Annotated in this window: 13 protein-coding genes and 1 pseudogene; 4 read left to right on the forward strand and 10 right to left on the reverse strand. The window is 58.8% G+C overall.

Annotation, left to right across the window (positions count from 1 at the left end):
• Positions 1 to 97: 97 nt before the first annotated feature.
• Both BK660_RS08265 and BK660_RS08270 read right to left on the reverse strand, forming a co-directional pair.
• The gene (locus tag BK660_RS08265; protein ID WP_123432897.1) at positions 98 to 1450 is read right to left on the reverse strand and encodes a GntP family permease; all 1353 of its coding nucleotides are present in this window, start codon (positions 1448 to 1450) and stop codon (positions 98 to 100) included.
• A gap of 82 nt (positions 1451 to 1532) precedes the next feature.
• A complete protein-coding gene (locus BK660_RS08270) occupies positions 1533 to 2066 on the reverse strand; it encodes a gluconokinase (protein ID WP_123432898.1) in 534 nt (177 codons plus the stop codon).
• 214 nt (positions 2067 to 2280) lie between these two features.
• On the opposite strand from BK660_RS08270, the gene gntR reads away from it, so the two are divergent.
• Positions 2281 to 3312: an HTH-type transcriptional regulator GntR gene (gene gntR, locus BK660_RS08275; protein WP_123432899.1), complete on the forward strand. Its 1032-nt coding sequence runs from the start codon at positions 2281 to 2283 to the stop codon at positions 3310 to 3312.
• 111 nt (positions 3313 to 3423) lie between these two features.
• Here the strand turns inward: gntR and BK660_RS08280 are convergent, their stop codons facing one another.
• Positions 3424 to 4296 (reverse strand): LysR family transcriptional regulator, encoded by an 873-nt coding sequence (locus BK660_RS08280; RefSeq protein WP_123432900.1) that lies wholly within the window; start codon positions 4294 to 4296, stop codon positions 3424 to 3426.
• Between the two features lie 121 nt (positions 4297 to 4417).
• On the opposite strand from BK660_RS08280, the gene BK660_RS08285 reads away from it, so the two are divergent.
• Both BK660_RS08285 and BK660_RS08290 read left to right on the forward strand, forming a co-directional pair.
• Positions 4418 to 4849: a PACE efflux transporter gene (locus BK660_RS08285; protein WP_123432901.1), complete on the forward strand. Its 432-nt coding sequence runs from the start codon at positions 4418 to 4420 to the stop codon at positions 4847 to 4849.
• A gap of 15 nt (positions 4850 to 4864) precedes the next feature.
• Positions 4865 to 5497: a glutathione S-transferase family protein gene (locus BK660_RS08290; RefSeq protein ID WP_123432902.1), complete on the forward strand. Its 633-nt coding sequence runs from the start codon at positions 4865 to 4867 to the stop codon at positions 5495 to 5497.
• Positions 5498 to 5749: 252 nt separating this feature from the next.
• Here BK660_RS08290 and BK660_RS33575 read toward each other — a convergent pair whose 3' ends face one another.
• The 3 genes and pseudogenes from BK660_RS33575 to BK660_RS08300 form a co-directional block, all read right to left on the reverse strand.
• Entirely contained in the window at positions 5750 to 6322 is a 573-nt protein-coding gene (locus tag BK660_RS33575) for a methyl-accepting chemotaxis protein (RefSeq protein WP_259698492.1), read from the reverse strand.
• A pseudogene (locus BK660_RS33580) lies at positions 6299 to 7147 on the reverse strand (PAS domain-containing protein); the annotation flags it as partial. The pseudogene BK660_RS33580 and the gene BK660_RS33575, both read right to left, overlap by 24 nt.
• Positions 7148 to 7439: 292 nt before the next feature.
• A complete protein-coding gene (locus BK660_RS08300; RefSeq protein ID WP_123432904.1) occupies positions 7440 to 8336 on the reverse strand; it encodes a LysR family transcriptional regulator in 897 nt (298 codons plus the stop codon).
• 99 nt (positions 8337 to 8435) lie between these two features.
• Between BK660_RS08300 and gstA the strand changes: the two genes are divergently transcribed.
• Positions 8436 to 9038 carry a glutathione transferase GstA gene (gene gstA, locus BK660_RS08305; RefSeq protein ID WP_123432905.1) on the forward strand — a complete coding sequence of 201 codons (603 nt, stop codon included), beginning with the start codon at positions 8436 to 8438 and terminating at the stop codon, positions 9036 to 9038.
• 108 nt (positions 9039 to 9146) lie between these two features.
• On the opposite strand, the gene BK660_RS08310 is transcribed toward gstA, so the two are convergent.
• From BK660_RS08310 to BK660_RS08325, 4 genes are all read right to left on the reverse strand, one after another.
• On the reverse strand, positions 9147 to 10160 hold the full coding sequence (locus BK660_RS08310; RefSeq protein WP_123432906.1) for an ABC transporter substrate-binding protein: 1014 nt from the start codon (positions 10158 to 10160) through the stop codon (positions 9147 to 9149).
• Positions 10157 to 10690 carry a sigma-70 family RNA polymerase sigma factor gene (locus BK660_RS08315; RefSeq protein ID WP_123432907.1) on the reverse strand — a complete coding sequence of 178 codons (534 nt, stop codon included), beginning with the start codon at positions 10688 to 10690 and terminating at the stop codon, positions 10157 to 10159. The genes BK660_RS08310 and BK660_RS08315 overlap by 4 nt, the downstream gene beginning before the upstream one ends.
• Before the next feature lie 117 nt (positions 10691 to 10807).
• On the reverse strand, positions 10808 to 11599 hold the full coding sequence (locus BK660_RS08320) for a phosphate/phosphite/phosphonate ABC transporter substrate-binding protein (RefSeq protein ID WP_123432908.1): 792 nt from the start codon (positions 11597 to 11599) through the stop codon (positions 10808 to 10810).
• A 143-nt stretch (positions 11600 to 11742) separates the two neighbouring features.
• Positions 11743 to 12684, reverse strand: a complete 942-nt coding sequence (locus tag BK660_RS08325; protein WP_123432909.1) for a fatty acid desaturase — start codon at positions 12682 to 12684, stop codon at positions 11743 to 11745.
• Between the last annotated feature and the right edge of the window lie 188 nt (positions 12685 to 12872).

Below are 12872 nucleotides of genomic sequence, written 5' to 3' on the forward strand. Positions count from 1 at the left end.
CGATGATGTTGACTGTCAGACCGCTTTCGCGAGCAAGCCCGCTCCCACATTTGTTTGATGGTGATCACAAGAACCGTGTCAGCACCTGCTTTTTTGCTTAAACGAACATCGACAGCAGCAGGATAAAGCCCAGCGCAACCACGGACAGGATGGTTTCCATCGCGGTCCAGGTCTTGAAGGTTTCTGCCACGGTCATGTTGAAGTACTGCTTCACCAGCCAGAAACCCGCGTCGTTGACGTGAGACAGGACCAACGAACCGGCACCGGTGGCCAACACCAGCAGCTCACGGTTCACACCCGGAATCATCCCCACCACCGGCACCACAATGCCCGCGCCAGTAATGGTTGCCACAGTGGCCGAACCCGTTGCCACGCGAATCACCGCCGCCACCAGCCACGCCAGCAGGATCGGCGAGATCTGTGCATTCACCGCCATGTGGCCGATCACGTCACCCACGCCACTGGTCACCAGCATCTGCTTGAAGCCACCACCGGCACCGATGATCAGAATGATCGCGGCAGTCGGCGCGAGGCTCGAATCGAGCCATTTCAGAATGCGTTTCGAGTCGATGCCCTGACGGTGACCGAAGGTGTACAGCGACAGCAGCAGCGCCAACAGCAACGCCGAGATCGGGTGACCGATCAGGTCCATGAAGGAGCGGGCGAAATTGCCGTCCGGCAGCACCACGTCGGCAAAGGTCTTGAGCAACATCAGGAACACCGGCAGCAGCACGGTGACCAGCGTGATGCCGAAGCTTGGCAGGTCAGCCGATTCCGGCTCGCGCGCCAGTTGATCCACCAGTTCCTGGTTAGGATGGCCGGGGATGTACTTGGCAATGAACGTACCGAAGATCGGGCCGGCAATGATGGCCGTTGGCAGCGCCACAATCAGCCCGTAGAGAATGGTTTTACCGATGTCGGCACCGAACACGCCGATGGCCAGCAGCGGCCCCGGGTGCGGCGGAACCAGACCGTGCACGGCGGACAGACCGGCCAGCAGCGGGATACCAATCTTGATGATCGACACGCCGGTGCGGCGCGCCACGATGAACACCAGCGGAATCAGCAGCACAAAACCGATTTCGAAGAACAGCGGAATGCCGACCAGGAAGGCTGCGAACATCATCGCCCACTGCACTTTGTCTTTGCCGAACGCGCGAATCAGCGTCTGGGCAATCTGATCCGCCCCGCCCGACTCGGCCATCATTTTGCCGAGCATGGTGCCCAGCGCGAGGATGATCCCGACAAAACCGAGCACCCCACCGAAGCCGTCCTGGAACGCTTTGATAACGGTACCGATCGGCATGCCGGAGGTCAGCCCGAGAAAGGCTGCGGCGATGATCAGGGCAATGAACGGGTGAAATTTGAACTTGGTAATCAGGAATATAAGCCCGATCACCGTGACCACTGCATCGAGCAGCAGGAACGTCTCGTGGGACATGCCAAACATTAGGGGTGTCTCCTGGTTGTTGTTGTTATTAAAGCGGGTAATTCGCGAGCCATCAGGACAGCGCTATCTTTTTTGGCAACACTCATACGGCCTGTTTCAGGCCGTGTGCCTGCCACCAGACATGCGCTTGCGACGCCAGTTGCTCAACGCTGTGGGTCGATGCATCCAGTGCCAAGGTCAACGGCTCGCCCACGGGGGATTCGAGGGTGGCGAACTGGCTGTCGATCAGGGTCGATGGCATGAAGTGCCCCGGCCGGTGCGACACACGCTCCGCGGCGACTTCAGGGGTCAATTCAAGGAACACGAAGCCCAGGCCCGGCAAGGCGCTGCGCAACACTTCGCGGTAACTGTGTTTGAGGGCCGAGCAGGTCAGCACCGGGCGTTCGCCCTTGGCGTCGACGCGGCGCAGTTCATCGCACAGGCTGTCGAGCCAGCCGGCACGGTCCTGATCGTTCAGGGGGATACCCGCGCTCATCTTTTCGATATTGGCGGCAGGGTGGAAAGTATCGCCTTCAATGGCAGTGGCGCCGCTGAGTTGGCACAAGGCCTCGCTGACGCATGTCTTGCCGCAACCGGCAACGCCCATGATGACCAGGGCGGTGATGGGATGATTCATGTAACACCTCAGCGCGCAGACAGCGCTACCTTTGCCAGTTATGACACTCGATCAAAAGTAGAAGTTGCCGACGCCTTCTTGTCATTTTTGTGGGTTGCAGCATTTTCGTCCCAGCGCCAAAAAGCGAGGTTCAGGCAAAACTCGCTTACGCATTTGCAGCTGCTTCGGGACAGCGCTACCTTAGTGCCTTGAATTTTGTTTGGCAAGCCGCCCGATGACCTCCCCTAAAAACGATAAAAATACCCGCACCACTGGCCGCCCTACCCTCAATGAAGTGGCCCGACTGGCCGGGGTCAGCCCGATTACCGCCTCCCGTGCGTTGCGCGGCGTCAGTACCGTGGCCACCGAACTGGTGGAAAAAGTCCAGAAAGCCGCGCTTGAACTCAACTACGTGGTCAACCCCGCCGCCCGCGCCCTGGCGTCGGCGCAGAGCCATTCGGTGGTGGTGTTGGTGCCGTCACTCTCCAACCTGTTGTTCATCGACACCCTGGAAGCCATTCATCAGGTACTTCGCCCCAAGGGCTTCGAAGTGCTGATCGGCAACTTCCACTACTCACGCGATGAAGAAGAAAACCTGCTGCGCAACTACATGGCCTATCAGCCTCGCGGCTTGCTGCTGACCGGTTTTGACCGCACGGAAAGTTCACGACGGATGATCGAAGCCAGCAATATTCCCTGCGTGTACATGATGGAACTGGACAGCGCGGCGGGGGTGAATTGCGTGGGCTTCTCGCAATTGGCCGCCGGCGAAACAGCAGCTCAACATTTGCTGTCCCGTGGTCGCAAGCGCTTGGCCTACATCGGCGCCCAACTGGACCAACGGACGTTGCTGCGCGGCGAAGGTTTTCGCAAAGCCCTGCAAAAGGCCGGTTTGTACGACCCCGATCTCGAAGTACTGACCCCGCGTGCCTCGTCCGTCGGCTTGGGCGGCGAGCTGTTTCTGCAACTGCTGGCCAGTCATCCCGATGTCGATGCGATCTTCTTTGGCAACGACGACCTGGCCCAAGGCGCACTGCTTGAAGCCATGCGCCATGGCATCAAGATCCCGGAACGAGTCGCCATCCTCGGCTTCAACGACCTGCCCGCCTCGGCGCACATGGTGCCGCGCCTGAGCAGCATCAATACGCCGCGCGAGGCCATTGGCCGGCGTTCGGCGGAGTTGATGTTGACGTTGCTGGCGGGGAATTCAGTGGCCAAACCGGTGCAGGACATGGGGTTTGAACTGAAAATCCGGGAAAGCACATAACCCCCCTGTAGGAGTGAGCCTGCTCGCGATGGCGGTCTCACCGTCAAATCTCCGTTGACTGACATTCCGCTATCGCGAGCAGGCTCACTCCTACAAGGGATCGATGTTGGTTCAGCGGCCCATCAGTTCGACAAACGCCAACGCGCCTTTCTGCAACGGTTGGCTTTTGAGCCACACGGCATGCACCGGCAACTCCAGTCCATTCTCGATGTTGCGAAAGTTCAGGCGCTTGAGCCGTCCGGCATCGAGTAGCGGCTGGACCACAGACACCGGAAAGTTGCCCCAACCCAATCCCGCTTCGACCATCTCCAGCGCCATCGCCAAGGTGTCGGTGCGCCAGTAAGACTCGCCGACCAAGGGCCGGGTTTCGCTGATCGGCAAGTCGCGGCTGGCGACGATGATTTGCCGGACGTTGACCAGATCCTCGAGGAACAAATCCCGCCCCTCAAGCAACGGATTGTCCGCCGCGAGCGTGGCGATCATCCGCTCCGTGCCGACAAACTGAAACCGCTCCAGCACATTCATGCTGAGCCCGGCGAAGGCCAGGCACACGCTGACCCGGCCGCTGTGCAGCATGGCCAACACATCATCCTGCGGCGCACTGAGCACTTCGATCTCCAGCAGTGGATGACGTTCGGCAATCACCTTGATCGCCGCCATCAAACGCCCCTTGTCGATGTCCGCCACGACGCCTATCGACAACTTGCTTTCCAGTCCCAGCGACAACTCGATGGCATGCACTTGCAGTTGCTTGAGTTGCTCGGCGATCAGTCGAGCGTGCGGCACCAGCGCACAGGCCATGGCGGTTGGCACCGGTTCGCGGTGGCTGCGATCAAACAGCGTATAACCCAGTTCAGCCTCCAGGTTGGCGATGCTCATGCTCACCGCTGAAGGCACTTTACCCAGCGCCCGCGCAGCCGCTGAAAAAGAGCCGCGTTCGATCACCGCAAGAAACAACTCGATGCTGTCGCTGTTGAAATTCATCCACCGTCCTATCAATAAAACTGAAAGCTACTGACTTTTTCTGTCACGTCCATTGAAGCTATCTTTCGCCGCCTTCGCCAGTGCTGCTGGTTTCAGGTTCGCAAGAAAGAGGCAAATTTCCATGCAAGGCGTCAAACGCAAACTGGTCTACGTGTCGTTGTATGAAGTCATCGGCATGACGTTTTCGGCACTCGGCCTGGCGCTGTTGTCCGGTACTTCCCCAGGCAGTACCGGCCCCTTGGCGGTGATCATCACCACCATTGCCGTGACCTGGAATTTCATCTACACCTCGCTGTTCGAGCACTGGGAAAGTCGCCAGTTATCACGCACCCGCACCGTTAAACGGCGTATCGCCCATGCGGTGGGTTTTCAACTAACCTTGATAGTGTTTCTCATCCCGTTGATTGCCTGGTGGATGAACATCAGTCTGGTGCAAGCCTTCCTGCTGGACTTGGCACTGATCCTCTTCATTCCGTGCTACACCTTCGCGTTCAACTGGCTGTTTGATCGCACGTTTGGTTTGCCAACGTCGGCGCTGCCGGATCCGGTTTGATAACGGAGTAGTTCAATGGAACATGCACTGAAGATTCTGGGTAAGGCGTCGTCCATCAACGTCAGAAAAGTCCTGTGGACCTGTGAGGAACTGGGCGTCACCTACGAGCGTGAGGACTGGGGCAGCGGTTATGCGTCGACCCACACGCCGGAGTTTCTGCGGCTGAACCCCAATGCTCAGGTGCCGGTGATCATCGACGACGCGGGCGTGCTGTGGGAGTCGAATACCATCTGCCGCTACCTGGCCGGCAAACACCAAAACACCGATCTGTTGCCGCATGACCCGGCGGCGCGTGCGCGGGTGGAACAGTGGATGGATTGGCAAGCCACCGAGCTCAACCCGTCCTGGAGCTACGCATTTACCGCGTTGGTGCGCAAGGACCCAGAGTTCCAGGACCTGCACCGGATTGCCGTCGGCGTGCGCGGCTGGAACCAGAAAATGGCCATCCTCGAACATCAACTCGCGACCACCAAAGCCTATGTCGCCGGGCCTCGATTTACCCTGGCCGACATTGTCGTCGGGCTGTCGGTCAACCGTTGGCTGATGACCCCGATCGAGCGCCCGGACTTCCCCGCCATCGACGAATACTTCCAGCGCCTGGCACAACGCCAGGGCTTCCTGAAACACGGCTGTAACGGCTTGCCATGACAGCGCGGCGGTCGAACCCTGCCGCCTGACGGCAACTCCTGACCGCTATTCACCCCTCGAGCCCCGTAAACCCGTCGCGCAAGAGATTGCCGATCGCATGCAGGACAAGATGAAACTGGCGCAGGCCGAGAAAGAAACCAGCAGAAGTGAAAAAAGCGGCACTCAAGTAGTCGACAAGTTTCTGGCATCGCTTTAACCCGCGAGCAAAAAAATGGGTCCCTCTACCGGGACCCTTTTTCATTGGTACCGTGGTCAGTTCAATTGCAATGTCGAGTTGAACTGACTGATCGCATCGACGACGTGCCGCGAGCCTTGCTGAATTTCCAGGATAGCCTCCCCTGCTTCATTGGCCAACTCCACGCCAAGGCCGGTTCGACTCAAACTCGATTGCATGCTCGATACCGCGCTCAACGACAAATCGTGGTTCTTGCGCACCACTTCGACAATCTCCAGGGTCGCCTGGCTGGTGCGTGCCGCCAGGCTGCGCACTTCATCGGCAACTACCGCAAACCCGCGCCCATGCTCCCCGGCCCGAGCGGCTTCGATGGCCGCGTTGAGTGCCAGCAAGTTAGTCTGGTCGGCAATGCCGCGAATGGTTTGAACAATCGTGCCGATGATGTCGGACTGTTTGTTGACGGCATCAATGCTCAGCGCCGCTTCATTCAAGTCGCGGGAAATGTCCTGGATGATCTGCACGGTTTGCTGCACCACCTGAGACCCCTTCTGCGCGCAGGCGTCGTTCTGTACAGAAGTGCTGTGTGCGGATTCGGCAGCGGTTCTCAGGGTGGAGACTTGATGGGTGATGTCACTGGCGAACTTGACCACTTTGAACAGGCGACCCTTGGCGTCGAACAGCGGGTTATAGGACGCTTCCAGGAACACGGTATGCCCGTACTTATCTTTGCGCTCGAAACGGTGCGAGTGATATTCGCCGCGATTGAGTGAAGCCCAGAACGCTTTGTAGTTCTGTGAATCGGCTTCGGCGCGGTGGCAAAACAGGCTGTGGTGCTGGCCGACTACTTCGTGAAGCGAGTAGTGCATGGTCTTCAGAAAGTTGTCGTTGGCGGTGATGACTTTGCCGTCGGGGGTAAACTCGATGACGGCCATGGAACGCCCGATTGCGGCGAGCTGACTTTGGTTTTCATGATCTTTGTTGACGCGTTCGGTGATGTCGGAGGCAACTTTTATCACGCTTTTAACCTGGCGATCAGCTCCGTACACCGGCATGTAACTGGCTTCGAGCCACACTTCTTTACCACTCTTGGTCAATCGCAGAAATGACCCGCTGACCGGTTCGCCACGGGCCAGGTCTCGCCACAACTTTGCGTACTCTTCACTGCGATAAAACGCTTCTTCACAAAAGACCCGGTGATGTTTGCCGCGAACTTCGGTGGCGCTGTAACCCATGACTGCGCAAAAGTTCTCGTTGGCATCGAGCACAATGCCTTCAGGGGTGAACTCAATCATTGCCATCGAACGACTGATCGCCGCCAACCTGGCGTTGGCCTCATTCAATGCACAACTGTATCGCTCGATTTCCAGCAGGTCAGACTTGTGATGTAGGTTAAACATGTTCTTATCACCTTGGGCGCGGACTTCTGGTTGATGACAAAACTTCGGTCTTTCAACGTATCCACCACGACGTTCCATGGAACGGGCACACGCGTTTCTCCACGGGATGAGGTAGTCAGGTGATAAATGATGTTCAATCGGAGGGTCCTTAACGCGACACTCTTATCAAGACATCCTTCTCTTGATAGCCCGGACTCGGGCCAAACCTGATGTAGTCAAAAAGTAAATCCATTTACCCGTTCGGCTCCTGGTCACTCAGTGTTGGTGCCTTGGGTTACGTACTCTGACGGCGTTGATGGCGGCCTTTGATGTCGACTGACATATTCCGTCATGGGTGAGCATAGTCAGCGGCTTCGAGGACGCAAAGCCACTAGTCGGCCAGGATTGAGGACAAAATCGGTTCAGCGCACAGATTCAGCAATGCCTGAACGGCTGCTGACGTTTTTTTGCCCGGTGCAGCCACCAAGGCAAATTCGCGGTCAATACGTGGCGTCACAGGGAGCACGCGCAGTCCCTGTCGATTGGCTGGCAGCGTCATCTCCGGCACCAGGCTGACACCGATGTTTTCCCGTACCAAGGTGAAAGCGCTGCTCCACTCGCGGACCTCGACCCGCACTTCCATCAAGTTCAACCCGGCATCGGCGGCGAGGCTGCGCGCGTTGGTCGAACACCCGCCCGTGGCCAGCACAAAGGGTTGTTCAACCAACTCTGCGAAGTTGACCCCCTCTTCATTTGATCGACGCGCCAATGGGTGGCCGCCGGGCAGAACGGCCATCCAGGCGTCGCGCCCCAATGGGCTGGCATTGCGCCCGGGCGTCGGGTTCAGCACTACGCCAACGTCCACCAGCCCGGCGCCGAGCAAGGCTTCCACTTCATCGTCGCTGACTTCCAGCGCGGACACCTGGATACCGGGATAGAGTCGATTGAACTGTCGCAGCAGTGGTGGCAAGAAGGTCGCCAGTACCATGGGGAAACTGGCAAGACGAATCGTCCCGCGCTGGATGTCCTTGGTGGCATCGACGGTGTCACGGATGTTTTCCAGCGCACCGAGCATGAGGCGCGCTTGCTCGATGACGGGCAGGCCGATAGCGGTCGGCAAGGTCTGGCGATTCTCCCGACTGAAGAGCTGTACGCCAAGGGTGTCCTCGATCTGCGCCAATGCCTGGCTTGCTCCGGACTGCGTCATGCCGACGCGCTCTGCCGCCCGGGTGATATTGCCGGTATCTGCAACCGCCACCACCATTCGCCAATGCATCAGATTCATCATGGCAGTAGCTATCCTTATGGCTGCGTTCTGAAAGATTAATTTTACCGGGGGCGCCACGCACTATGACACTGGCGCAAATCCCCAACCAGAGCCCTGACGATGAAGTTGTATTACGCCCCGAACGCCTGCTCTCTGGCGCCGCACATCGTGTTGCGCGAACTGGATCTGCCGTTCGAGTTGATCCGTGTCGATAACCGCACCAAGAAGACCTTGGTTGGCGATGACTTCCTGGCGATCAACCCCAAGGGGTACGTCGCGGCCCTGCAATTAAATAACGGCGAGGTGCTGACCGAAGGCCCGGCACTCCTGCAATTCATCGCCGACCTGCGACCCGAATCGGGTCTGGTACCGGCCAATGGCACGTTCGAGCGAGTGCGCTTGCAGGAGTGGCTGAATTTTATTTCAACCGAGATTCATGGCGGGTTGGGATGGCTGTTCACTTCGCAATTTCCAGAAGAGGTGAAAGCACTGATCAAGGAGAGGCTGTTCAAGCGGTTTGCGGTGTTGTGCCAGACACTGGAACGCCAGGAGTATTTGATGGTGGGCGGGTTCAGTGTGGCGGATGGCTACCTGTTTACCGTGTTGCGCTGGGCGCCGTTGTTTGCGATTGAGTTGGGTCAGTGGCCGGCGTTGGCGCGGTTTCAGGCCAGAATTGAACAACGTCCGGCGGTGAAGGCCGCATTGGCCGCTGAGCAGGTGTAAGCCTCAAGACCATCGCGAGCAAGCTCGCTCCCACAGGTTTCGTGAACGACGCACATCCAGTGTGGGAGCGAGCCTGCTCGCGATGGCTTTTAACCAGGCACTACAACATTACAAACTTGCACTCACTTTCGTAGCCACCTCCCCCGGCACCCAAGCCTTCCACACCTGCGGCTGCTCCCGCAGAAACGCCTGGGCCACTTCGCGCGGTGGCAGGCGTTTTTCGCTCATCTGCCCCAGCGTCTGGTTCAACAGATCGATCGGCAAATCGACCTTTTCAAAGAACGACACAAGGTCCGGGTACTGCGCCTTGAACGGCGCCGACACGCCAATGGCCAGGTTGGCCGGCATCGAGCGCGTGCCCTTGGGATTGGGGTTGTTGGCATCGGCGAGGGTCTTCCAGGCTTCGGCATCGAACGGTGGTTCGTCGAGTTTCACCAGTTTGAAACGACCCAGCAGCGGCGTCGGCGACCAGTAGTAGAACAACACCGGTTTGCCACGGCGGATCGATGAAGCGACCTCGGCATCCAGCGCCGCGCCGGAGCCGGTGCGGAAGTTGACGTAGCTGGCGGTCAGGTCATACGCCTTGAGCTTCTGGCTGTTGACGATCTCCGAGGTCCAGCCGGTGGGGCTGTTGAGGAAGCGGCCGCGGCTGGGGTCTTCCGGGTCGCGGAACACGTCCTTGTACTTGGCCAGGTCAGCCACGGATTTCAACTCCGGCGCCAGCGGCTTGATGCCACGTTCCGGGTCGCCCTTGATCACGTATTCCGGCACCCACCAACCTTCGGTAGCGCCTTTGACCGTGTCACCCAAACCAAACACCTTGCCCTCGGCAGACGCCTTGACCCACGCCGGACTGCGCCCCGCCCACTCTTCGCCGATTACCTGAATGTCATTTTTGGCCAACGCTGCTTCGAGGCTGACGGTACTGCCCGGCAAGGTGTCGGTCGGGTAGCCGTAACCTTTTTCGACGATCAGGCGCAGGATTTCGGTGATCAGGCTGCCGCTCTCCCAGGTGATGTCGCCGAAATGGATGGGCGCGGCTTTTTCCGCCGCCGGAACCTGGCTGGCCACCAGGCTCAGCGCCAGCAGCGAACTGCCGAGCAGGGTTTTGATCGATCTCATGCGGACCTCCGGGTCAAGGATTGGTTGGCGCTGTGCTGGGCGCACAGTGCCTGGGAGCGGGTCATGTAAACGCTGACCGAACGCTGGGAAATGCCCAGTTCGGCAGCGATTTGTGGATAAGTGAGGCCGTCGACGCGCGACAGCAGGAAGGTCGCCCTGACCTTGCCCGGCAGTCGCTCGAGGGTGCGGTCCAGGCTGTTCAGGGTTTGCGATAGCTGCAGCAAATCTTCAGGCGATGGCCCGTGAGCCAGGTCCGCCTGCGGTAACTGTTGGAGGTGCTGACGCTCCAGATCGCGGCGCCGCCAGAGCTCATAAACCCGTCGGCGGGCGATGGTGGTGAGCAAGGCGCGCGGCTCACGAATAGGCGTCAGGCTGGGGGATTCGAGCAATTGCATGAAGGTGTCGGCGGCAATGTCTTCGACACTCGCGCCGGTTCCCAAATACTGGCGCAAGCGTGCGCACAGCCAGGGATAGTGTGCGCGGAACAATCCGCCCACGTGGTTACGATGGGGGTCGTCGGTGCCGGACATAGAGGCTCCAAGGGTTAGGGGTCGCTGAATGTCCGGTGATCCGGTGGCGCGATCCTAACAAGGAGCCTTATTCTTTAATAATACTTAAAAAGCATTTTTATATTCGATTTAGAAATTTCATAGCAAACGGCTATAGCCGAGAACTTCCGCTTCCTGCTGATAGTCGAGAATGACCTGATAGTCGCTTTCGCTGGCAGGCAACACTTCTTTCAGCCCGAGGATTTCGGCCACGTCGGGCAGTTCGTTCAAGGTCTGATTCATCACGTTCAGCAGGTGCTCAGCCTGTTCATCGCTTGTCCCGGCGGCCGAGATGTACGGCAAGGTCGGACTGAACGCGCTGCGGGTCACGACGCGCAGGCCGGCGACTTCTTCGCGGGCGTGTTGCGCCAGATAGGCAAAGGTCACGCTGTCGATGGCGGCCAAGTCCGCGTGATCTTCACGCAGCCAGCGCAGGCTTTCGCGATGGCTGCCGCTGATGGCGACACGGGCAAAGAACTGTCCGTCGCGATGCAGTGGCGCCAGTCGATGGCGCAGCAGGTTCATGCCGCTGTTGGAGTCTTCGCCATTGATCACGCCACGGCTGTCGCGAAAGTCGGGCAAGGTCCGCCGAGGATCATCGGCGCGACTCAGCAGCAGGCTGCAATGATTGCCAGCGGAGCTGTCCGGCAGCTCATAGCGTGGCCGCCCGATCACCCGGACCTGACCGCGCAATGCCGTCATCAACGGGTAGCCGCAGGTTTGGGTCAGCAGCAGATGAGGGTTGAGCCAGAGGTCTGTCAGTGACAGGTTACTGGCATCGAGGCGATTGCTGGGGAACCGTTCGAGAATGCGCGTCAGCCAGCGCTCGTTGGCCTGGCGGATGGGCTCGGGGGCGACGTACATCAGCAGTTCGGCAAGGTGGTATGTCATCAAAATATCCCAAACAACAAATTTCTAATTGTGGGAGCGGGCTTGCTCGCGAAGACGGTCTGTCAGTTAACATCGATGTCGACTGACATGGCCCCCTTCGCGAGCAAGCCCGCTCCCACATTTGATTTGGGTTAGTCCAAAAATCAGTGGAACGGATGCTGTGGGCTGTCGATGGCTTTCACGCCATTCTCGCGCCACAACTGGCCATAACCCCGCACCAGAAACCCGCCACTGCGCGCGATCCATTGCTCGCGGCGTGCGTGATAAGCACGCGGCAAGTCGTACCACGCCAGCCCCGGCAAGTCGTGATGCACCAGGTGAAAATTGAGGTTCAGAAACAGCCAGCGCCAAGGCCACGCCGCTTCGTTGAGCACAGTCCGCTGTTCGAATCGCGCGTGCGGGCGATGTTCATAGTAGGAGCGAATCATCGCAATCGACAGCGCCGGCACGCTGATCAGCAGCAGGTAATGCCACACCGGCAATACGCTGTAGCGGGCAATGAACGCCAGCATCAGCAACGTCAGTGCACCGTGGGTCAGCCACATCAGCCAGGCCTGTCGCTCACCATTGATCAACCGCTGCAGTTGTTCTTTCGCCAGCGCCAGCAAGGCGAGCGGCGCACCGATCATGAATCGCCCGATCACGGTTTTGTTCAGCCAGTGCAGGCCTTGTTCGAACAGTGAACTGCCCTGCCACTGCTCGACGCTCAGGTAACGGCTTTCCGGATCGCGACCGGGAACGGTCAGGTCTTCGTCGTGGTGATGCAGCAGATGGCTGTCGCGGTACAGGGTGTAGGGATACCAGACTGCGAATGGCGCATAGCCGAGGATTTTGTTCAGGGTTGTCCAGCGGGTCGGGTGACCGTGGAGCAATTCGTGCTGCACCGACAACCACAGCACCAGCAATGGAATCAACAGCGCCGTGCTCCACCACAACCCCAATCGATCACTCGTCAGCACCAGGCTGAACCAGCCGCCGTACACGCCGATCAACAACAGCCAGGTCGGCCATTCGGTGCGGGCCGTCAGGCGTTGACGCAGGGTGTCGATTTCTTCTCGGTGGGCGCTATCGAAGTAATGGGGCATGGCGTTGCTCAGATCGGGGACCAGTCCCCTTCTGTGCATTGGCCTTGGGAAATCTTGCAGATTATTTGGTTATTTCGTTAGACATGCAGCAGGAGCCCGATTGCCGGGCTCCCTTGTCGCGGGATCAATGACCGAACACATCCACCTTCTTGGCCTTCTTGTCCGCGCGCTTTTCATCGGCGGTTTTC

The sequence above is a fragment of the Pseudomonas brassicacearum genome, assembly GCF_003732265.1.
GTDB classification, from domain to species: domain Bacteria; phylum Pseudomonadota; class Gammaproteobacteria; order Pseudomonadales; family Pseudomonadaceae; genus Aquipseudomonas; species Aquipseudomonas brassicacearum_D.

Excerpts from the sequence above, each read along its gene's own strand:
- BK660_RS08325 (WP_123432909.1), bottom strand. The coding sequence starts at position 12,684 with ATGCCCCATTACTTCGATAGCGCCCACCGAGAAGAAATCGACACCCTG.
- gstA (WP_123432905.1), top strand. The coding sequence starts at position 8,436 with ATGAAGTTGTATTACGCCCCGAACGCCTGCTCTCTGGCGCCGCACATC.
- BK660_RS08280 (WP_123432900.1), bottom strand. The coding sequence starts at position 4,296 with ATGAATTTCAACAGCGACAGCATCGAGTTGTTTCTTGCGGTGATCGAA.
- BK660_RS08265 (WP_123432897.1), bottom strand. The coding sequence starts at position 1,450 with ATGTTTGGCATGTCCCACGAGACGTTCCTGCTGCTCGATGCAGTGGTC.
- BK660_RS08315 (WP_123432907.1), bottom strand. The coding sequence starts at position 10,690 with ATGTCCGGCACCGACGACCCCCATCGTAACCACGTGGGCGGATTGTTC.
- BK660_RS08285 (WP_123432901.1), top strand. The coding sequence starts at position 4,418 with ATGCAAGGCGTCAAACGCAAACTGGTCTACGTGTCGTTGTATGAAGTC.
- BK660_RS08320 (WP_123432908.1), bottom strand. The coding sequence starts at position 11,599 with ATGACATACCACCTTGCCGAACTGCTGATGTACGTCGCCCCCGAGCCC.
- BK660_RS08310 (WP_123432906.1), bottom strand. The coding sequence starts at position 10,160 with ATGAGATCGATCAAAACCCTGCTCGGCAGTTCGCTGCTGGCGCTGAGC.
- BK660_RS08290 (WP_123432902.1), top strand. The coding sequence starts at position 4,865 with ATGGAACATGCACTGAAGATTCTGGGTAAGGCGTCGTCCATCAACGTC.
- BK660_RS08300 (WP_123432904.1), bottom strand. The coding sequence starts at position 8,336 with ATGATGAATCTGATGCATTGGCGAATGGTGGTGGCGGTTGCAGATACC.
- BK660_RS08270 (WP_123432898.1), bottom strand. The coding sequence starts at position 2,066 with ATGAATCATCCCATCACCGCCCTGGTCATCATGGGCGTTGCCGGTTGC.
- gntR (WP_123432899.1), top strand. The coding sequence starts at position 2,281 with ATGACCTCCCCTAAAAACGATAAAAATACCCGCACCACTGGCCGCCCT.